Origin of the sequence: Anabaenopsis arnoldii, from assembly GCF_028331025.1 — a bacterium.
GTDB lineage: Bacteria > Cyanobacteriota > Cyanobacteriia > Cyanobacteriales > Nostocaceae > Anabaenopsis > Anabaenopsis arnoldii.
The window spans coordinates 1-22,225 of record NZ_JAQMUH010000081.1; the positions used below are offsets into that span (position 1 = coordinate 1).

Consider the following 22,225-nt stretch of genomic DNA (forward strand, 5'->3'; position numbering starts at 1 on the left):
ATCCGGTTAGCACCTACTTTTTAGATTCGACCTTCTAAAAGAGCTAACAAGGGGGTTACTTCGTTCCGTGTGTTCATACTGTGTACCTTTAGAGTGATGCTATACGCCGGGTTTATCGGAAGTGCATAACGGTCTATAAACAATTAGCCGTTTCCTTATCCTTTACCTTTTGGTTCCAGCCTGTCAGCCTGATTTGGCTGGTTAATGGTTACGACGCTTTAGACACATCTTTGTTGACTACTCATGGGTACTTTGCTCGACGTGTACCAGGTTAGGCTCCCAGCAAGAACGCCTTTTCTTCGGTGCTTTACGGATTGATGGCTAGTCGCTACCGTAAGGAAGATGCTGTCACCCTTGCACCTAGGGGGAGGGATTCTCACCCACATGAACACCCAGTTATAAGAGTCTGGTTTTACCCAGTCTTACCTCTCATCCTTGAGCATTAATACTCCCGATCGAGAGAACGAATCGCACAGTTTGCCCATAATGTATGCTTCAAACCTGAAGGGAGAGCGAAAAATTTTGGGGGAGATGAAGGATACAATGGGGTAAGATGGCTCAAGCTTCAATTGGCACACCCAAAACAAGCTTTTTCTGAGGATTTTGGGTAAAAGAGCTATTTTAATTTTGAAACCTTTACGTAACAAGACTTTCAGGCGTTGCGTTGCGGCTCATGACAGGCTCGCTACTTTTACCCCGATCTGGGACAGGAAATTCTCCCCATGCCAATCACTGATAAGTAACTTTTTTGGCGATCGCTAAATACCCGGTACTACACAAATAACCCTTAACTGAACAGTATTGGAGTAGGTAAAAAGGGGACTACAGTCCCCACATACCCTAAGATTGAGAAGCCCAAATGCGAGTGGGTAAGCCCCAAACGTAAATAAACCCTTCAGCTGCTTTATGGTCAAACTGGTCTTCAGAACCATAAGTCGCTAAATCGGGGCTATAGAGTGAATGGTCACTCCAACGCCCGACAATGGTGGCGCTACCTTTAAACAGTTTGACTCGCACAGTTCCCATAACACGTTCCTGTGTTTTTTGAATAAAAGCATCTAGTGCGCCTTTCAGGGGGCTGTACCACAGACCATTATAAACAATTTGGGTGTAAGTCTCTTCAATACCTCGCTTGTAGTGGCTGACATCTGCTGTTAGAGTCAGACTTTCTAAATCCCGGTGTGCCTGAATTAACACCAGCATCGCCGGCGATTCGTAGATTTCCCGGGACTTAATCCCCACTAGGCGGTTTTCAATCATATCTATGCGGCCAATACCGTGATTTCCTACTACCTGATTGAGCTGTTCAATTAACTCCACTGGGTTTTTAGGTGTACCGTTGAGGCTGGTGGGAATACCACGGGTAAAACCAATTTCAATGTACTCGGGTTCATTCGGCGTGTCAGCGATCGCCTTAGTCATTTCATAAATTTCTGCTGGTGGTTCCACCGCTGGATCTTCCAGTACGCCAGCTTCGATACTACGACCAAGTAAATTTTTATCAATGCTGTAGGGGGAGGACTTCTTCACCGGTGAGGGGATACCAAATTCCTCACCATAAGCGATGGTTTGCTCGCGACTCATTCCCCATTCTCTCGCTGGTGCAAGGATCTTCAATTTGGGGTCAAGTGCAGCACAAGACACATCAAAGCGCACCTGATCATTACCCTTACCAGTGCAACCATGAGCGATCGCATCAGCACCATATTTATGAGCAGTTTCTACTAATATTTTGGCAATTAACGGGCGAGCCAGAGCAGTCCCCAAAGGATAACGATTTTCATAGAGGGCGTTGGCTTGAATGGCCGCAAAGGCATAATCTTTAACAAAACTGTCTTTCACATCAGCCACCAATGACTGACTAGCACCGGATTTGAGCGCTTTTTCTCGGATTGGCTCTAATTCATCTCCCTGACCCAAATCTGCTGCGAGGGTAATCACCTCCTCCACACCCCACTCATTTTTCAGGTAGGGAATACAAACAGAGGTATCCACCCCCCCAGAATATGCCAAAACAACCTTTTTAGCGCGACCCATTGGTTTCTCCAGTTAGAAAAACAAAGAATGAGTCATCATTATAAGGTATGTAGGGTTTAAAAATTACCTCTGAGAAACAGAGTAAATACATTCTCGTTGATTTTCAATTCCTGTCCATTGTTATCTGTGCCAAAGTCGTACTCATTATTACTCCAGGATAGGTTAAATATAGGACTATTCTGATTGCTACCGATTCTCCATCTAGCTCCCGCACCATAAACAGCACGAGCGGCATTTTCATTCACGGGATTATAATAGGCTGATAATGACAAATTTTGGCTAAATTGAATACCAGCACTTGCCAGCAAAGTATTTTTAATTGCATCCGGTAAAACATCCCCAAAATAGTTAGTTAAACCGAACCAAAAATTACCTAAATTAGCCCTAGCTCTCAGGTTAATAGAATTTACAAAGTCATTGGATCGAGTTTCCCTGTCAAAAGCATAATTAACCCCCGTGGAGATGACTAAATTACTATTCCGATTCCAGGGGATAACTTTATCAATACTACCTGTAACTTGACTGTAATTATCAACATCTGGATTAATATAACCAATTATGGCTCCAGAAAAACGCCATCTGTCCGCAGTATTTTTCGTATAATCTAGACCGCTGTAAGCTTGAATTTCTTCTGCGCCGATCACACCTGTATAATATCGCAAAACATCCTGACTCCCAGTAATATTACCACTGAAACTCAAATGTGGTACATATACTGTTTCTTGTGTATATTTGCTAGATGTGACACTATTCGCCTCTTGATTAAAAACAGTCACATAAACTTGAGCATAAAAATTCGCTACATTCAGAGGTGAAAAACTTTGATTATTAATAGTAGATCTAAAATCTATATTAGACTCAGACCCCCCTTCTAAACCCTGAGAGGATAATATTTTCAGGTTACCAATATCTTCAAAACGAGTACTAACACCAGAACTACGTTGGATAGTTGGTGACGCTCCTACCCAAATACTATTAAAACTAGCAGCAGGTACTTGTGACAAACTTGTCAATCCTGGGGGAATACTCTCGGCTCTAGCAATTCCGCCATGATAAGCAGTTAAACTATTAGCAGGAATTCTCACGTTATTAGCAGCTAAAAACAAATTTCTGTTAACAGTCCTCCTCCCAGAAGGTTTGTGATGATTATCCCCTGGTGAAGCTAAATTGTTTTTCCCACTTGAGTTAAATCTGGTTTCTGAACTAGCTATGTTGGGTACAATATCAGGTAATACACTATATCCCAATTGCAAAGCTGTATTCAACAAAGTATTATCATCATTTAAAATGAAGCTAAAGCCGCGTACAGTTCGACCCATGACAGCTTCCCGGTCATTCATCCTCACAATTTGCCTAATTATAGAATAACTGGCAACCGGAGTATTTTCAACTTCTTCTTTTCTAATGACTGACATTTGGTCGCCATTACTATTACCAATGAATGCGCCGGTGTTGGGTATTAACAAATCTATACCAATTTGTTGACCATTTTCTAACCCTGGTTGAAATTCCGGTTTCCTGATTTCTTCTGCTGTTGTTCTTGCTACTACATCCCCCAGTGTTGCAGTTTGGGAAATCCTAAATGGTAGTAGATTATCAGAGTTAATATTCCCAGATTGTAAAGCCGGAATATATGTACATATTTGATCGGGGTTAGTCCCCGGAAAGATACATGAACCTGTCATACTCAATTGCAGGTTTGTACCCAACACAGTTTGTGGTTGTTTGAAGCTAACAGTAACTTCTCTAGTTTGTCTGGTGGTTTGCAGTTGTAAATATTCTCCTATTTGGTCTACAGTCAAGATATTATTTGTTGTTAAGTTTTCCTTAACTGTTCCGTTCAGCTTGACAATTCCGTTAATATTAAAAATATTATTGGGGCTATTATTAAAGTTGTAACCTAAATTTAATCGTCTCTCGGTTAAGTGGTCAATCAATAGACCATTGATAGGTAAGGTAGTTGTGCGGCGATGGATTTTTCGCTCATCAGCAATCCTCGGAGCAATGATATATTCTTGATTATCCCCTGGATGTGGTTTTTCTATTGCTAATTTTTGTTTAATTTCTAATTCATCAACTTTAGGTTGTGAAACTAATTCTAGGGTGTGAGATTCTGTGGTCTTAGTAGGTGTACAAGAATGAATTATAGAATTACTTGTTAGTAAGTTCCTGACTGCGGTAAATTCTGCTAGACCAGGATGAATGAACGGACAAAAGGTAAACTGAGAACTAGTTTCTGCTAAATTTGTCACCTTTAGCTGGTGGATAAGACCAGATGCTGGTATTTCCTCCAGATTATTGAATATTTTCTTTTCTACCTCGGAAGTGGCAAAAAGTTCTAATTGGCTATTGCTTGTATTTTTAGATATCTCAGCAACTGCTGTTTGAGCAAGGAATATCACTGCTGAACTCAAGAGAAGACCAATTGTTAAGTTTAATTTTTGGTAGTGCAGAATCAGCATAGACACTTATTACCAGTCCTGAAATAATTATCAAGTCTGGTTAAAAGATTATCATAGGGATTTATGGTTTGTATTTTTTTTCTAACTTAAAAAAAGTTAGGGCTAAAAGAATTGGATGACGGTATCAATTTAACTGCCCCTATTGATAATTTTAAATTCTTGACACCCTAACAATTTTTTTTAAATAAAAGCGCTACCATCCCAGATTACTTAAAATCCAGTTTCTATGGTTCCAATGGGGAGTTCTGTGAAGGTAGCAATGCTGTTAGCTTGGGCGGTTTCTAAAGCAGAATCAACCCCACCTGTCATAGTAACATTGTTGTAAACTTCGCTCTCAGACTGACCACCTTCTTCACTGAAGGAATAATTCCCACTATCGCTGATGATTTCAATCACGCCAGCACTACCTAAAGCAGTTGCGGAAATCACACCAGAGTTGGATGTGGCTAAAGCAGCCGCATCGTTTTTACCAATAGCGCCAGCCGCAGTCATTTCAACTACTAAACCATTTTCATTAAGTGTAGCTGCTACAGCCCCAGCAGCAGCGCCTTCACCAGCAGAGGCTACAGAACCAAAACCCAATACACTGGCGGAAACTGCAACTAAGGCGATCGCTACTTGTTTGTGGAATTTCATCAACTTGTACTCCTCTTATTTCAACTTTGATCTAGTTGCGATGTATACACATTAACCTCTGTAGGTTGCTAATTTACTCACTATTAGTTACTTTTAGTACCACAGAGAAAGCTTACAACATGTGTATAACTACCATCAATACTATTTAGTATCTGATTAAAAAAGAGGTTATACTTTAGCGTCCTTAAGGTTAACTTTAAGTTAAGTTTTTCCTGGTTAAGTAATTATCAATAAAGTTGAAGCTAGGCTGGTTGTGAGAGATACTAATCTTTAGTTAAGGATTAATTAAAGTTAAGATCACCTCTAAATGTTATGTCAATGGATATCTTATAATCGATATCTTATGAATACCTCACTCTCTGAACTACGTTCAGATACATTTGAGAGGTTTTCGTAATTTCCCACTATTCATCCCTACCTTGCTTTGCACCAAGGTAGGGACTTTCGTGTTGGCGTTAATTATAAATTAATAATAGATAAAACTTAATCTGCAAACTTATATCTGTAATTTGACAATTCTCCTGGAGGTGATACCCTAGGTCAGATATCCAACCCATAACCCAGCAAAAAATATCCCCGACTATTATTAAGTCGAGGATAGGAAAATAATCTTGACGCTTGTCACCTGTCTAGGATTTAAGTACCAATAATACCGCCGTCATTCTTGGTAATTACCACGGTAGCAGAACGGGGGCGACCGGATGGGCCATGACCTTGACTATGTGGCCAGTTGCTAACCTTGTTGGGTTCCTCAGTAGTACCACCATCGCCTGGATGCTGAATATTGATAAACATGGTTCTATGATCCGGTGTAGTAGTCACACCGGTGACTTCACACTCGGTGGGGCTGGTAAGGAAAAGCTTGATCTGTCTAGGATCATTAGGGTTAGCACATAACATGGTGTTACTACCAATGTTGACTAAATTACCAGTACCATCACCGGAGTGGTCAGTTTGAATCCACAGACGACCATAGTAGTCAAACCACAGGCCATCGGGTGAGCTAAAGTCGTCACCGTTAATATTACCTTGCAGATTTGGCTCAGTTCTCTGGCTATCACCAGCTAAGACATAAATATCCCACTCAAACGTAGTAGCTGCAACGCTGCGCCCAGTCTCCCGCCAACGGATAATGTGACCGTAACGGTTGTTCTCTCTGGGGTTAGCCGCATCCACAGGAGGACGAGCAGAACCTCCGGGGGTTGTGCCATCTGCACTATTCACCGATGCGGGTGTTGTACCGCGACGAGAGTTATTGGTTAATGTGCAGTAAACTTCAACTTCATTGAACCCACGAATGCGAGGACGCACAGCAACCCACTCTGGGCGGTCCATCATGGTAGCGCCAACTCTGTCCGCAGCCTGTCTGGTTTTAATCAGCACTTCTGCTTGGTTATTAAATCCATTTTCTGGTGTCAGTCCCCGTTGACCCCAAACTAGAGGTAGCCATTCACCGGTACCATTGTCATTGAACTTGGCAACGTAGAGAGTACCGTGGTCAAGGATATCACGGTTATTGGCACGCACTTTAGGATCGTAGGTACGAGAACAAACGAACTTATAGATATATTCGTTGACGTTATCGTCACCCATATAGAAAGCTAGACGGTTGTTGTCATCAACAACATATTGAGCGCTCTCGTGTCTGATGCGACCCATGGAAGTACGCTTAACTGGCTTGCTGTTGGGTTCGTAGGGGTCAATTTCCACTACCCAGCCGAATAAATGGGGTTCTAGGGGATTGTTAAAAGCGTCAAAGCGGGGATCAACCTCAGCCCAGCGATAGTAGTTAGAGGCTGCAGGGATACCATAACGTCTTTGTCCATTAACGATATCAGCCTTTTTACCCTCCAGACCTGGAATATTAACTATATCGTCATCTTGCCCAGCTACAAATGTGCTGTTAGCGAAATAACCTTGGAAGTTCTCTTCACAGGTGAGGTAAGTACCCCAGGGTGTTATACCATGGGCACAGTTATTGAGGGTACCATAGGCAGTGAAACCGTCATTCACCCCAATTTCAATTGATCCATTGGGTTGAATAGAGAATTTCTTAGACCTCATCAACGCATCGCCAGCCGCCGGACCCGAAACACGCATTTCCGTATTGACAGTAATGCGGCGACCATAGCGGGAATTGCGATCAACACTCCAACCACCCCCAAATCTATCCTTAGATACCTCTTGGATGGATACACCATGAGCAGCCTGAGATTTTCTGGCTTTCTCAATGGTCATTACAGTATTACCGTCAGTATGCAAGAAGTGTTCTTGAGTATACTCATGGTTAACACACAGTATTCCCCTACGATTGTAAGCTCGACCTTCTACAGGGACATCTAACCCCGATGTCCGGTTGTAATAGCTTTTTCCTGGTAGAGGGAAGAAGTGCATCCCGTCATGGTTCTCCCCCACTTGTTTTTCTTGGGCTGCTGCATCCTGAGAAGCATCGGGTAGCCAGTCAGGGGCACCAGGCATGATGGGGTCTCCCCAAGCCGATAAAATCCGCGCTGTGTAACCCGGGGGAACACTAACTAAATCTTTCTCTAACAGTCCAGTTTCTGCGTTGCGGAGATTTGGTTCAATACTTTGGAAGCCTATACCAGCAAAGCCAAGCCCAGCAGGTACTGTGGATGTGGAAGCAGTTGCTGTTTGCAGCAAGCCGCTGACAGTGGTATCACCTAGAACTGCCAATATAGATGTACTGGCTGCTGTTACCACAAAGCGCCGGCGCTTCATGCTCACCCGTCCAATTACGTCGAGAATTGACTCATTACCGGATGGGTTGATGGTTATGTTGTTCTTCGGATGAAGATGACTTTTCATTTATAGTGACTCCGTTTAATCTTTATAACCAAAGCAATTTAGTTGGCACACTCAAACAAGACTTGAAGAGGATAATTGCAATATCCATTGAGTGGTTTTTACTCTTGTGATAACCAATTACCCATAGGTGAGGAAATTGGAAAATCAGATATTTTTCTGACTGAACATAAGCACCAATATTTTGTCCTCAATTTATGTAATAAAGATTAAAATATGGTTATAACCTGATTAATTTAAGTTTATTCAGTAGCTTTATTTGAGAATAATTATGTTTTATTTATCAATTAAATCACTGCTATTACAGCAGCTAAATTTCAGCTACAGGCTTATAATTTAGGTATTTAACCTTGGTTGACATTTATCTTAATTGAGACTTTTTTCTAGCTTATTGAAAACAATTCTCATTTAATTTTGAATAATAAACATTTACTCAGATATATCTTGATTAACAATAATTTCTGTGCATAGAAAAATACTCTAAATAAATATTAGTAAAATTCTTCTATAAATCGCTAAAACTATACTTGATTTATTATTTAATTTATGATTTGGAGTAACTAGGCAAAACTGTGTGACTCCAACTCAACACCCCTATAAACACCAGTAATAAAAAATGACTGCTCTATTTTTGATGAAAGCCAGGGGGCAGCTGGTATATTGTCCTTGTATCTAGAATATCTAGTCTATTGTTGTCTTATCCTGGAGATGGGTAATTCTGTTGTGGGTGAGACTGTGTTTTTCAGTGTTGTTATACCGACCTATAATCGCCGACCAATTCTAGAAAAGTGCCTCCGCGCTTTGGAGGTGCAAGAGTTGAGTGGATCAAGTGCATACGAAGTTGTTTTAGTAGATGATGGCTCTACTGATGGCACATTGGACTGGTTGAAAGCACATAAGGAAGAATTTCCCCATGTGCGATGGTTTGAGCAAGACCACGCCGGACCGGCGGCGGCTCGAAATTTGGGGATTTCCCAAGCACGGGGAGATATAATAGTTTTTATTGATAGTGATTTGGTGGTGGTGAATAATTTTCTGCAAGCCCATGGGGAGGCGCTGGTGCAGGGGCGCAAAAAACTAGGAAGCGATCGGGAAAGGCTACAGGAAGCAGATCGCTTTTTTACATATGGTGCAGTAATTAATACTTGCAATTTCCATGAACCCACGGCTGAACCCTATAAAATCACAGATTTTTCTGCGGCTTTTTTTGCTACAGGTAACGTAGCCATCCCCAAGCATTGGCTAGAGAAGGCGGGAATGTTCGATAATAGCTTCCAACTGTATGGTTGGGAAGACTTAGAATTAGGTGTGAGACTAAAAAAACTGGGGCTAAAACTAATTAAATGTCCAGCAGCAGTGGGCTATCATTGGCATCCACCATTTAACTTAGAACAAATTCCCCGTTTGATTGACCAAGAAATTCAACGCGGACGCATGGGAGTTTTATTTTATCAAAAGCATCCCTGTTGGGAAGTGCGAATGATGATTCAAATGACCTGGTTACATCGTTTACTGTGGGGTGTTCTCTCCCTGAATGGCTTACTGAATGAGCGGACTATGGCGCCTTTGTTGCGGTGGCTAATTAACTTAGGTAAACCCCAGTTAGCCTTGGAAGTTGCCCGAATTTTCCTTAATTGGTACAACGTCAAGGGAGTTTATGCTGCTTACGCCCAAGTCAGAAACCAGTAAAATTGAGTTGAAATAGTACATTTATTGTGATATGCTCGGAGGGTTGTCTAAACTCGCACATCCAGTAATTCGGGTGTTTCCTCACCGGGGAAATACTACTGGGTGGAGGTTTAACCCGAATAGGAGTAAAAAAATATGCCAGTAGTTTCATTGGCTCAAATGATGGAGTCAGGGGTACATTTTGGGCATCAAACCCGGCGTTGGAACCCAAAAATGTCTCCCTACATTTATACTTCTCGCAATGGCGTACACATCATTGACTTGGTGCAAACTGCCCAGTTGATGGAAGATGCTTATAGCTATATGCGATCGCAGTCTGAACAAGGTAAGAAATTCCTGTTTGTGGGGACAAAACGCCAAGCAGCCGGAATCGTTGCCCAAGAAGCGGCACGTTGTGGCTCTTTCTACATTAATCAGCGTTGGTTGGGTGGAATGCTGACCAATTGGGCGACCATCAAAACCAGAGCAGACCGTCTCAAAGATTTGGAACGCCGGGAAGAAAACGGCGCTCTAGATTTACTACCCAAAAAAGAAGCTTCTATGTTACGTCGCGAGATGGTGAAGCTTCAGAAATACCTGGGTGGGATTAAGAACATGCGGAAAGTACCCGATGTGGTGGTGATTGTAGACCAACGGCGGGAATATAATGCAGTTCAAGAATGCCAAAAACTGGGACTGCCTATTGTGTCTATGTTAGATACAAACTGCGACCCAGACGTAGTAGATATTCCCATACCAGCTAACGATGATGCCATCAGATCAATTAAACTGATAGTTGGCAAATTGGCGGATGCAATTTATGAAGGTCGTCACGGTCAGCTAGAAACTGACGAATACGAAGATTATGATGCTTCTGAGTATGACGAGGAGTACGAGGAGTACGAAGATGCTGACTCCACCTCTGACGACGAGGAATAATCATCATCAATCAGCATCTGGCGTTGCTGAGTGTTCAAAGGGGAAGAAACAAGTATGAGAATAAGTATATTATGATTCCCCCTCCTCTCTTGAGGGGAGGGGGTGACGGGGGTGGGGTTCTGATTTCACCATCTCTATCAGATTTCACAGCTTTTTCTTCCCCAGCCCTGAGTAAGATAGAAATACTCAACACCCGTGAGCGATAACAACTCAAGGTAAAGTTAGGAATTAAGGCAACATGGCGGAAATATCGGCAAAACTTGTCCAAGAGCTACGCCAAAAAACTGGTGCAGGCATGATGGACTGCAAAAAAGCCCTCAAGGAAAATGAAGGCGACATAGAAAAATCTATAGAATGGCTGCGACAAAAAGGCATTGCTTCGGCAGGGAAAAAAAGCGATCGCATTGCGGCAGAAGGTCTAGTAGAGACCTACATTCAACCCGGTGGTGAGGTTGGTGTACTCATAGAAGTTAACTGCCAAACCGATTTCGTCGCCCGTAACGAAGCGTTTAAAGCTCTCGTGAAAAACCTAGCCCAGCAAGCAGCCACAGCTGATAGTGTAGAGTCTTTATTGACTCAGCCCTATCTTGAAGATCAAAGCGTCACGGTAGACCAGTTTATCAAGCAAACCATTGCCCAGCTTGGTGAAAATATCCAGGTACGTCGCTTTATCAATTTTGCCATCCCAGAAGGTAAAGAAGGTATCGTAGACAGCTACATTCACACTGGTGGTCGAGTTGGGGTTTTAGTAGAGCTTAACGCCGAAACTGATTCAGCAGCTAAAAATGAAGAGTTTCAAACATTGGCGAAGAATGCTGCTATGCAAGTGGCTGCTTGTCCCAATGTTGAGTATGTTAGCATCGAGGAAATCCCAGCGGAAATTGCTCAAAAGGAAAAGGCGATTGAAATGGGGCGGGATGATTTGGCTAATAAGCCGGATAACATCAAAGAGAAAATTGTTCAAGGTCGCATTGAGAAACGCCTGAAAGAAATGACTTTGTTGGATCAGCCTTTCATTCGCGACCAGGGTATTTCTGTGGAAGACTTGGTAAAACAAGTTAAAGGCAAAGTAGGGGAACCTATTAAGGTGAGTCGCTTTGTGCGCTACATCCTGGGTGAAGGTATTGAGAAGCAAGAAAGTAATTTTGCCGAAGAAGTTGCTGCACAAATGGGTGCTAAGTAATTTTACCGGTGGTTATGAGTTATTTTGATAACTCTTTGGTTGTGTAATAACAGGTCAGTGATAATTAACTGGCCTGTGTTTTTTTGGGGTAGTGGTGGGTTGGCGAAGTTAGCGGATTGACCTACGGTACACAGATAAGTAAGGAAGATATGACCAGAGCAATTGAGCTAATTGAACGGGATATTACAGCTTTACAAGAGGCTATCCGGGCGATCGCCAGGTCGCTCCAAAATGCTTATGCTAGTTATTGTCATAGTTTGGGGACAGCTTGCACCAAGCAGTTGATTTTGGCAAGTTACTATCTATGTACTCAAGGGTATCCCGAAAAGTTTCTCAATTTATCCCTGAATCAGCGCCAAAAGTTGCAGCAAGGTATCCGCAATTTGGGTACCCAAGGTGCAGAGTTATTAAGTTCTTATCTCCAAGCTCAAGGGATAAGCTCTGATCAAGTAGATCAAGTAGATGAGGAAGTCAGGGAGATGTTATCTGAGTCATCAGACTTACCTATGAGCAATGTAACTAAAAAAAATTCCCCGCCTGACTTATCCAACCCCATGGAAATATTAGAATGGCAAGAGAGCATAGAAGAATTCATCCAAGGTGTACTGAAAAATATCTCCCGTGAGACAAATCTTTTATTACAAAAATTTTCTATTATAACCGAAAAAATACCTGAACCTCTTTTAGAAGCAGCAGCGGCGGTTATGGAACCAAATGCCACGCTATCGCTATCAGAAGCATCTGTTCAGGTTATACCAGGGCTACCCAACCTGTTAAACTTGGTGGTGGAAATTGAAAATGAACAAAGTCCGCAAAACTCAAAACTCACACAGGTTATGGCGATTAATCTCCGATTGGCAGAAATGGAATTTGCTGATACAAAACTTTCATCTGATCGTAAACAAATTCGCCCTATTCTAGTTCAACTTCAGAGCGTAGGACGAGATTATCAAAAAAAGCAACGGGAGCGCTCAGTTGCTCAAGCTGAGTCTGCATGGCGCGCGAGTTGGTTTGAGTAGAGATATTCCCATTTACCCCATTCCCCATGACCAGTGACCAATGACCAATGACCAACCAGATTGGGTAAGATTGCAGAAAGCCTTGGCAATAGAAGCAGACCAGGGCTTTACAGACTTGATGGGCAAACAATACCGCTTCAGTGAATTTCTGTGCTTGACTTTTGGGAAATTCCCCACAGTTTCGCCCTCTACGCAACAAACTACCACGCTATGGCGATCAGAACGTAGCCGTTGGGAAGAACTAGCGGCGAGGTTTGCTAATTATCCCCATCTGGACTTAGAGGAAAGACAGCACTTAGTGGCTGAAACTCGCCGGTATCTCTACCAACTACAGCAAGAACCAAAGGAAACTACCACACAGCCACAGCAGAAATACCAAAGCCAAAATCCTCAACCTAAAACCCCAATTGTAGCAGAGGTGTCTCGGCGGTTAGCGCCTAAGATTGACCAAAAACTCAGTGATTTACCAGAAATAGGCATCCGCAATGCTGAAAAATTGGCAGCCCTGAATTTGTACACTGTGCGTGATTTACTTTACTACTATCCCCGTGACCACATTGACTATGGTCGTCAGGTGAATATCCGAGACTTACAAGGGGGTGAAACAGTCACCATAATTGCCAGCGTCAAGCGTTGTAACTGTTTTACTAGCCCCAAAAATAAGAAATTATCCATTTTAGAATTAGTCCTCAAGGATCAGACAGGCGAAATTAAAATTAGTCGCTTTGCTGCTGGTGCGCGTTTTGCTAGTCGCGGTTGGCAAGAAGGTTTAAAACGCCGCTACCCTGTGGGTAGTATTTTGGCGGCTTGCGGGTTGGTGAAGGAAAGTAAATATGGTTTGACTCTGGATAACCCAGAACTGGAAGTATTAGCACATCCTGGGGATACCATTGATTCTCTTACTATTGGTCGGGTAGTGCCCATTTATCCTCTCACTGAGGGTGTGGTGGCCAATACTGTCAGACAGGCGGTTAGGGCTGCTTTGCCTGCTGTGGTTAATCTGAAAGACCCTTTACCTAAGGGGTTACGGGAAAAGTATGGTTTAATGGAGTTGAAGGATGCGATCGCTAATATCCATTTTCCTGATGAGAGTGCCAGTTTACAAGTTGCCCGTCGTCGTCTAGTTTTTGATGAATTTTTCTACCTGCAACTGGGCTTACTACAACGTCAGCAGCAAGCTAAGGCTATCCAAACTAGTGCTATTATCGCCCCTAAAGGTCAGCTAATTGAGAAGTTCTCGGAAATTCTGCCTTTTCAACTCACAGGGGCGCAGCAACGGGTAATTAATGATATTCTCAAGGATTTACAACAATCCACACCCATGAATCGTTTAGTACAGGGGGATGTGGGTTCGGGTAAAACTGTGGTAGCGGTAATTGCTATCTTGGCGGCGATTCAGTCTGGCTATCAAGCTGCGTTAATGGCTCCTACGGAGGTTTTAGCAGAACAGCATTATCGTAAGTTAGTTAGCTGGTTTAACTTGTTGCATTTACCAGTAGAATTACTCACAGGTTCCACTAAAATTCCTAAACGCAGGGAAATTCACTCGCAGCTAGGAACCGGTGAATTACCTCTGTTGGTGGGGACTCACGCCTTAATTCAAGATACTGTTAACTTCCAGCACCTGGGGCTGGTGGTAATTGATGAACAGCACCGTTTTGGGGTGAAACAAAGGGCGCTGTTACAGCAAAAAGGTGAGCAACCCCATGTGTTAACTATGACGGCGACCCCCATTCCTCGGACTTTGGCGTTAACTATACATGGGGATATGAATGTTAGTCAGATTGATGAGTTACCACCGGGACGGCAAAAAATTCAGACTACTGTATTAACGGGTCAACAACGCCGCCAAGCTTATGATTTAATCCGCAGGGAAGTTGCCCAAGGAAGACAGGTGTATATAGTTTTACCACTTGTGGAAGAGTCGGAAAAGTTAGATTTGCGTTCGGCGGTGGAGGAGCATCAAAAGTTACAGGAAACTGTTTTCCCAGAGTTTCAGGTGGGATTGTTGCATGGTCGCATGAGTGCGGCACAAAAGGAGGCAGCAATTACTAAATTCCGCGATCGCCAAACCCAGATTTTAGTTTCTACCACCGTTGTAGAAGTGGGTGTCGATGTCCCTAATGCAACCGTTATGCTCATAGAAAATGCCGAGAGATTTGGCTTGTCACAACTGCACCAATTACGGGGGCGTGTGGGTCGGGGGGCGGCGAAGTCTTTTTGTTTGTTAATGAGTAGTTCTCGCAGTCCTGATGCTCAACAACGGTTAAAGGTGTTGGAACAGTCCCAAGATGGCTTTTTTATCGCGGAGATGGATATGCGGTTACGCGGACCGGGGGAAGTGCTGGGAACTCGTCAATCTGGTGTAGCAGATTTTACTTTAGCCAGCTTGGTGGAAGATGAGGAGGTTTTACTGTTAGCTAGACAAGCTGCGGAGAAGGTGATAGAAATAGATGTCAATCTGGAGCGTTGGGATCTGATGAAAGCTGAGTTGAAGTATCGCTATGAGCGGTTAATGGGTGGGGCGATTTTAACTTAATTTAGCGACTAACCACGCTATCACTATCATTGGGGGGAAATGTTAGGGTTTTCATCCCACTTGATAAAGCCTTTTTCAGGCTCATGAAGTACACACCAATTCCCTATTCCCTATTCCCTGTTCCCTGTTCCCTGTTCCCTCAAACTAAAAAAAATGTACCTCACGAGCATGGTAAATGCTATAGTTTAATTACTAACAGTATAGTTTGAGTGTTTATAAACACAAGGTTTAAGCTATCATCAAAAACACCTTTACAGTTGAAAATCTTCACAAAACTTCTATGATTCTCCCTCCTCTCTTGAGGGGATGAGGTGAGGGTGTGGGGTTCTTCTTTCACCCCTAACAAGATTACCTAACTAAAGGTAGAAACAATGGGGGATCGCTTGCTGTATTGTTCACAATTTGTTACAAAAGTATAAAGAACTTCTAGAGACCCAAAACTTCATGTTCGGCGGACTTACTGGTTTAAAAGATTCTCAAGGTACAGATTGGGGAGAGCGAATGCTTAACACAGTCGCTAGCCAAACGATTCGCCACTTGTTTACCCAAAGCGAGTCAGTAGAAGTCTTTGTACGCTGCTATCCCTCCAGCAAACTCTTGCAAGGTAGTATTGACAGCTTTAAAATGAGCGGTCGCGGCTTAGTGATTCGCAAAGATTTCTTGGTAGAGGAAATGTCCTTTGAAACGGATGCTGTTGCCATTGACTTCGGCGCGGTTATGAGTGGTAAGCTCAAGCTCAAGCAGCCTACTCAAGCGATCGCTCACGTAGTATTATCAGAAGCTGGCATTAACCAAGCCTTCAATGCCAAACTAGTAACACAGCATCTGGTGAACCTTACCATACCCTCCTTGACGGCAATATCTGGCGGTGAACCGGTAACATTCACTAATATTCAAGTAGAACTGTTGGCAGAAAATCGTCTGCGAATGATGGCTAAGGCAGATTTAAATAATGGGGAACTCATACCCCTATGTATGACCATGGCTGTCGCGGTGGAAAGACGGCGACGGATTTCTTTTAAAGACCCTAAAATTGAACTGGATACAGTACCTGTAGCACAACGAGAAGTGTCCCAAGTATTGGGGATAGCATTCGCAGAAATTTTAGATAATATGGTTGACTTAGATCGCTTTGACCTTGATGGTGTAAAAATGCGGCTGAATCGTTTAGAAACTGAAGGTAAAAAGTTAATCTTTAGTGGATATGCAGAAATAGAACGTATACCTCGTAATCCTTAGTTACACCACCGTTAATTAGCTCCCGGACTTCTTTCATAAATTCCCAACCCTTGAGTATCCATACAGAAGTCCGGGATCTCTATCTTCCCACGCCTATATATTGGAAACCAGCCCTCACCATAGTGTCAGGGTCAAGGAAGTTACGACCATCTATAATTACCGCATGGTTCATTAATTGCGCCATTTTAGCATAATCTAGACTACTGAACTGTTGCCATTCAGTCACCAATACTAAAGCGTCGCAGCCATCAGCTAACCTTTCGGCGTCGGTTTCTACTAGTACACCGGTTAAACCATCACGTATACCTGTTTGGGAAACAATGGGGTCATAGGCTTTGACTTTTGCGCCCAGTCGGTTGAGGTGCTCAATGAGGTTGAGTGCTGGAGCGTCGCGCATATCATCTGTATCTGGCTTGAAGGTCAAACCCAAAAGTCCCACAGTTTTACCTTTGAGGATTTTTAAGGCTTGTTGGAGTTTTTCTAAAGCGATTAAGCGTTGGCGTTCATTTACACTAACAGCAGCTTTCATAATTTGGGCTTCGTAGCCATAATCATCAGCAGTGTGAATCAGTGCGGCCACATCTTTGGGGAAGCAGGAACCACCCCAACCAATACCAGCGTTTAAAAACTTGTGACCAATCCGGGAGTCTAGACCTATGCCTTTTGCTACTTGGGTAACATCAGCACCGACGCGATCGCAGATATTAGCCACTTCGTTAATAAAACTGATTTTGGTAGCTAAAAAGGCGTTAGCAGCGTATTTGATCATTTCTGCCGAACTCAGGTCTGTGGTCAGCACCGGCACAGGAGGTAAATATTTATCCGCAGCGTACTGACGTTCGACAATGGGAATATATAATTCTTGCATTAAAGCGATCGCTCTTTGACTATTACCCCCCAAGACAATGCGATCGGGATTAAAAGTATCATATACTGCCGAACCTTCACGTAAGAACTCTGGATTGCTGACAACATCAAACTCAGGTAATTTCTCCTGGACAGCCAACCCACGGTTGGGTATAAGTGTTTTTTGACGTTCTGCAATACCATCTAAAACAATCATCCGCACCCAGTCACCAGAACCAATGGGTACTGTAGACTTATTGACAATTACCTTATAACCACCGTTGAGATTCGCGCCAATGCTATGAGCGACAGCTTCCACATAACGGGTATCACTTTCACCAGTAGGTAAGGGTGGTGTTCCCACAGCAATAAACAGAATCTCACCATGGGCTACTCCGGCGGCAATATCTGTAGTAAAGTGAATTTTCTCCTCTCGAATAGCAGACTGCATAATTTCCGAGAGTCCCGGTTCAAAAATGGGGGACTGTCCCGATTTCATTAACTTAACTTTTTCTTCATTATTATCGACACAAATTACATCATGGCCGATACGGGCCAAGCAAGCGCCCGTCACCAAACCAACGTAACCAGTACCAATTACGCAAACACGCATTGAGTTTAACTCCTCGTTTTTTGGGGTTAGCCTTGAAAAAAATCGTTAAAATATTACATTAATGTCGGAAGCACCGATAATGCAAAATAACGAATAGGAACATATTTAGCCTACAGGCTAATTAAGCACAACAGTAAATACCGCAAAAAGCTGATATTTAAGTACCGTATTTTATCCGCTCGCAGAAATCTGCCACTGTCAGCTTTAACCCCTCTTGCAGCGGGACAGTAGGTGACCAATCTAACAAGGTTTTCGCTTTAGTAATATCAGGTTGGCGACGACGCGGATCATCAGATGGTAAAGGCTCGTAGTGAATTTCCACATCTGGGTTGACCATATTTTGTATAGTTTGCGCCAATTCTAGAATCGTGTATTCCCCGGGGTTACCCAAATTCACCGGACCAACATAGTCACTATTCATTAAGCGGATAAATCCCTCCACCAAGTCGGAAACATAGCAGAAACTCCGAGTTTGGGAACCATCACCATACACAGTTAAAGGAATACCCCGTAAGGCTTGAACAATAAAATTACTGACTACTCGACCATCGTTTTCTAACATTCTCGGACCATAAGTATTGAAAATCCGCACCACGCGAATATCGACTTTATTTTGTCTGTAGTAATCAAATGTTAAAGTTTCAGCAATGCGTTTGCCTTCGTCGTAACATGAACGAATGCCGATGGGATTAACATTACCCCAATACTCTTCTGTTTGGGGATGAACTTCGGGGTCACCATACACTTCGCTGGTTGAGGCTAAAAAGAATCTGGCCTTAACACGTTTAGCTAGTCCCAACATATTTAATGTCCCCATCACATTAGTTTTTACAGTTTTTACCGGGTTGTACTGGTAATGTACTGGAGAAGCTGGACAGGCTAGATGATATATTTGATCGACTTCTAAGCGAATTGGCTCTGTGATATCATGACGAATCACCTCAAAATATGGATTATTCATCCATTTGAGGATATTAATTTTACGACCTGTATAAAAGTTATCCAAACAAATAACCTCATGGCCTGCTGACATTAATCTGTCAATCAGATGAGAACCAATAAATCCAGCGCCGCCCGTAACCAAAATTCTCATAGTTTTACAGAAAGTTTACAAATATTTGTAGTTACCCTGGAACTGAGGATGAAATCATCCGGTTTCCGTGCGCAAATAAATATCGAACCAACAAATGTAACTTGAAAGAAACATTTTTATACAAGAGCAGTATAAACTGAATTTTGTCAATTTTAAACTTTACTGCTGAATAATTCATAGTATAAAGATAGCAAACAGCCCCATCAGATGGTCTGATTGGTCTGATAATTCATCAAATCTTCAATGATCAAATATCACTCTCTTGCCGCCTTCAATCAACGGTTGAGGACACAATCAAAACATCTGCTCATATCAACTGATTTACCGGAAAAATATAGAGACACCGTTTTTCTATAGGACAGAGGTCGACCGGGAAATCTGGGACTGTAACACTCCCCCTTGACTCTGTTGTGGTGTTCCCAGCATGACAATAGAGCAGGTAAGTTCTCCAGCTAACTGGCTGGTGACATCACTAATAGCTAACCCTCCGGGACTTGTACGATTTCGTATAAAAGGTAATACTACTAAATCATATAATCGTGCTGCCTGTAAAATCGCTTGGGCAGCATTTTCATGAACGATAATTTGAATTTCTGGGGGAATAGGTACAGCTAGTTGAGATATTAATGAGGCTAGGTGCAATCGCCGGTTGGCGATTTTCTCTGATAGCGATAGCGTGGCGTTAGCCATACTGCTGCGGTTATGAGTCCGCCATAACAGACTGCAATTAAAAGCTGGACGAGTGCATACATTCAGTACGGTAACTATGGCGTTCTGATTAGCCTCAGCCAACATCTGGGCAAATTGTACAGGTGGCAATGATGATGCTGTTAAATCTTCTAAGGGTACTAAGATGCGTTGAATTTTCTTTGGCGAGTCCACCAGACGGGTCACTACTACCGGACAATGACATGACCACAGGACATTATCAATTACATTGCCAAATAAACGCGCTCTCAACCCAGTGCGGTTACCCCAACCCATGATGATTAAATTAGCTTTTTGTTCCCGAGCTGCTCTACTAATACCCGAAGCAAAAGCATCATCAATTCTCAGTAATGGTTCTGCTTTTACTCCCAAGAGTCGACTTTGTGCTCTAGCTTTTGCTAATAACCGCTCACTGCGGCGCAGAGCAGTTTCTAAATGCGGTGCATCCATATTACCGGTAGCAGTAGCAATGGCCAATGGTACAATTTTACCTTGAGCTTGATTTGCTAATAATCCTGCCATTTCAATTAAATACTGCTGAGTATGAGGATTACACACAGGTACAACTATGGTCATACAACTGTGTTTTGCTTCTGTTTTCTCTTTAGATAGAGTTGCGGTTGATGTAGGAACGGGGGTAGAGACTAAGGCTACAGTTGTCTGACTGGTTATCCATGGACCTAAGATCGAGGTAACGATCATTAAAACAAGGACACTGTTTAATACTGCTTCTGAGAGCAACCCAGCCCGATATCCCACTAAAGTGGCTGCTAAAGTTATCCCCATCTGAGGTATTGACAATGACCACATAGTCAATATTTCCCCCCAGTTGTAGCCGTAAAGCAGTTTTGTGAATAAAGCTGCTATGAATTTGCTGCTGATTAAACTGACTACAATCACAAGTGTTAATTCCAGGGTGGTAATACTGGTAATTAAGGCAGTTAAATCAATAATTGAGCCAAAATTAATCAAGAAAATGGGAATAAATAAGACACTACCAATAAATATCACCTTTTCTTTAACTGGCCCCTCACCCAAGGCTGCATTCACCGCCAAACCTGCTAAAAAGGCTCCGACAATTGTTTCCACTCCTATCAATTGAGCACCCAGCGCAGCCAGAAATACACTGAGTAACACAAATAAAAACTGATTACCCTCGTCGTCTCTAAATTGGCGGAAAAATTCTTTACCCAGAATGCTTAAACCAACTACAATGAGGATGGTGTAAATACTCAACCAGATCAACAAGCGCATTAGTGACGCCCAGCTGAATAACTCCGGGTCAGGGGTCGCTATACAAACAGCTAATACCAGTACAGCGCTGAGGTTGGTAAAAGTGGCTGCTCCCACGGTGATACTGACAGCTTCATTATTTATCATCCCCAGACGAGTGATCATGGGATATGCCACAAGGGTATAGGAACCTAATAAGGAGCCGATTAAAATCGAGGTGTTCCATTGAAAATCAAAAATCTGTCCTACCAAGATTCCCATGAGTAGGGGAAAACTAAAGGTAAGGATACCAAACCCTAATGAGCGTTGTTTCTGGCGTTGGAAATGCTTCAGTTCCAGTTCTAAACCAGCTACAAACATCAAGTAAAGTAAGGCAATGTCTGATAAGGGCTTCATAACCCCTGATTCTGTGTGCAAGAGATTCCACCCTGATGGACCGAGTACTAACCCAGATAAGACTAAGCCGATAAATCCTGGTAGTCTCAATCGCTCAAAGAGGATGGGTATAACTAAGATGACCACCAGCAAAACAGCAAAGGTCACAATTGCTTCCTCGCCGATAACCTGAGTAGTTGGTATGGCTACGCCACGCAAGCTATCGGTGAGCAGAACTTGTGATATTAGTTCCATGGATTTAGACTTTAAGGGGTTACGCCGAATTCGTGATTACCTACCAGGCAATCAACTCAAAATGATTAATTAACGTAAAATCCACCCTGGCGAAAAATTCAAAAAACTAAAAGATTATGGTCCGTCCCTATTGGGACACCATTTGTTATTTCCCTACTTTAATATTACAACTGAAGTGGGTGTTTAATAAAGAAGCTCCCACCGGATTAATTGGCGATTCCTCATACATACCATTCCCTATTCAACCTTGCGGTTAATATTAGTCAGGTATGCAATCCTCATTTTGCCCGTTCCCTATCCCCACCCTACGAGTACTTTAAGGGTGGGGACTTCCACGTAATGTTAACTCCAATGATATCTTTGATACTCCCGACGGCTAGAAGCCGGGGGATTCTTGAAGAGTCCACAAATGAACTTTCAATGGTGATCAAAGACACCCTACTGATTCGGCTTAGGTCTAAACCTAGCTTGATCGCTACTTTTCTTAGAATATTAGCTGCAACCTTCGCAACAAGTCAAGCTATATAATATTCTCGGTCGGTAACGACTTAAGTCCC

The 22,225-nt window shown here is 42.8% G+C and carries 13 protein-coding genes; 6 read left to right on the top strand and 7 right to left on the bottom strand.

Annotation, left to right across the window (positions count from 1 at the left end; translation table 11 throughout):
• Positions 1–840: 840 nt before the first annotated feature.
• From PN457_RS06450 to PN457_RS06465, 4 genes are all read right to left on the bottom strand, one after another.
• Positions 841–2,037, bottom strand: a complete 1,197-nt coding sequence (locus tag PN457_RS06450; RefSeq protein WP_271732121.1) for an argininosuccinate synthase — start codon at positions 2,035–2,037, stop codon at positions 841–843.
• A 56-nt stretch (positions 2,038–2,093) separates the two neighbouring features.
• On the bottom strand, positions 2,094–4,499 hold the full coding sequence (locus PN457_RS06455; RefSeq protein WP_271732133.1) for a hypothetical protein: 2,406 nt from the start codon (positions 4,497–4,499) through the stop codon (positions 2,094–2,096).
• Between the two features lie 210 nt (positions 4,500–4,709).
• Complete coding sequence (locus PN457_RS06460; protein WP_271732122.1) at positions 4,710–5,135, bottom strand: hypothetical protein; 426 nt, start codon at positions 5,133–5,135, stop codon at positions 4,710–4,712.
• Between the two features lie 636 nt (positions 5,136–5,771).
• Positions 5,772–7,961 (bottom strand): PhoX family protein, encoded by a 2,190-nt coding sequence (locus tag PN457_RS06465; protein WP_271732123.1) that lies wholly within the window; start codon positions 7,959–7,961, stop codon positions 5,772–5,774.
• A gap of 705 nt (positions 7,962–8,666) precedes the next feature.
• On the opposite strand from PN457_RS06465, the gene PN457_RS06470 reads away from it, so the two are divergent.
• From PN457_RS06470 to PN457_RS06495, 6 genes are all read left to right on the top strand, one after another.
• Positions 8,667–9,647 (top strand): glycosyltransferase family 2 protein, encoded by a 981-nt coding sequence (locus tag PN457_RS06470; protein WP_271732124.1) that lies wholly within the window; start codon positions 8,667–8,669, stop codon positions 9,645–9,647.
• 135 nt (positions 9,648–9,782) lie between these two features.
• Complete coding sequence (gene rpsB / locus PN457_RS06475; RefSeq protein ID WP_271732125.1) at positions 9,783–10,565, top strand: 30S ribosomal protein S2; 783 nt, start codon at positions 9,783–9,785, stop codon at positions 10,563–10,565.
• A 238-nt stretch (positions 10,566–10,803) separates the two neighbouring features.
• On the top strand, positions 10,804–11,748 hold the full coding sequence (gene tsf / locus PN457_RS06480; protein ID WP_271732126.1) for a translation elongation factor Ts: 945 nt from the start codon (positions 10,804–10,806) through the stop codon (positions 11,746–11,748).
• Between the two features lie 149 nt (positions 11,749–11,897).
• A complete protein-coding gene (locus tag PN457_RS06485; protein WP_271732127.1) occupies positions 11,898–12,767 on the top strand; it encodes a hypothetical protein in 870 nt (289 codons plus the stop codon).
• A gap of 40 nt (positions 12,768–12,807) precedes the next feature.
• The gene (gene recG, locus PN457_RS06490) at positions 12,808–15,306 is read left to right on the top strand and encodes an ATP-dependent DNA helicase RecG (protein WP_271732128.1); all 2,499 of its coding nucleotides are present in this window, start codon (positions 12,808–12,810) and stop codon (positions 15,304–15,306) included.
• Between the two features lie 444 nt (positions 15,307–15,750).
• The gene (locus tag PN457_RS06495; protein WP_271732129.1) at positions 15,751–16,545 is read left to right on the top strand and encodes an LmeA family phospholipid-binding protein; all 795 of its coding nucleotides are present in this window, start codon (positions 15,751–15,753) and stop codon (positions 16,543–16,545) included.
• A gap of 79 nt (positions 16,546–16,624) precedes the next feature.
• Here the strand turns inward: PN457_RS06495 and PN457_RS06500 are convergent, their stop codons facing one another.
• From PN457_RS06500 to PN457_RS06510, 3 genes are all read right to left on the bottom strand, one after another.
• Positions 16,625–18,004, bottom strand: coding sequence for a UDP-glucose dehydrogenase family protein (locus tag PN457_RS06500; RefSeq protein WP_271732130.1), 1,380 nt, complete (start codon positions 18,002–18,004; stop codon positions 16,625–16,627).
• Between the two features lie 157 nt (positions 18,005–18,161).
• The gene (locus tag PN457_RS06505; protein ID WP_271732131.1) at positions 18,162–19,097 is read right to left on the bottom strand and encodes a UDP-glucuronic acid decarboxylase family protein; all 936 of its coding nucleotides are present in this window, start codon (positions 19,095–19,097) and stop codon (positions 18,162–18,164) included.
• Between the two features lie 351 nt (positions 19,098–19,448).
• Positions 19,449–21,668: a cation:proton antiporter domain-containing protein gene (locus tag PN457_RS06510; RefSeq protein ID WP_271732132.1), complete on the bottom strand. Its 2,220-nt coding sequence runs from the start codon at positions 21,666–21,668 to the stop codon at positions 19,449–19,451.
• Between the last annotated feature and the right edge of the window lie 557 nt (positions 21,669–22,225).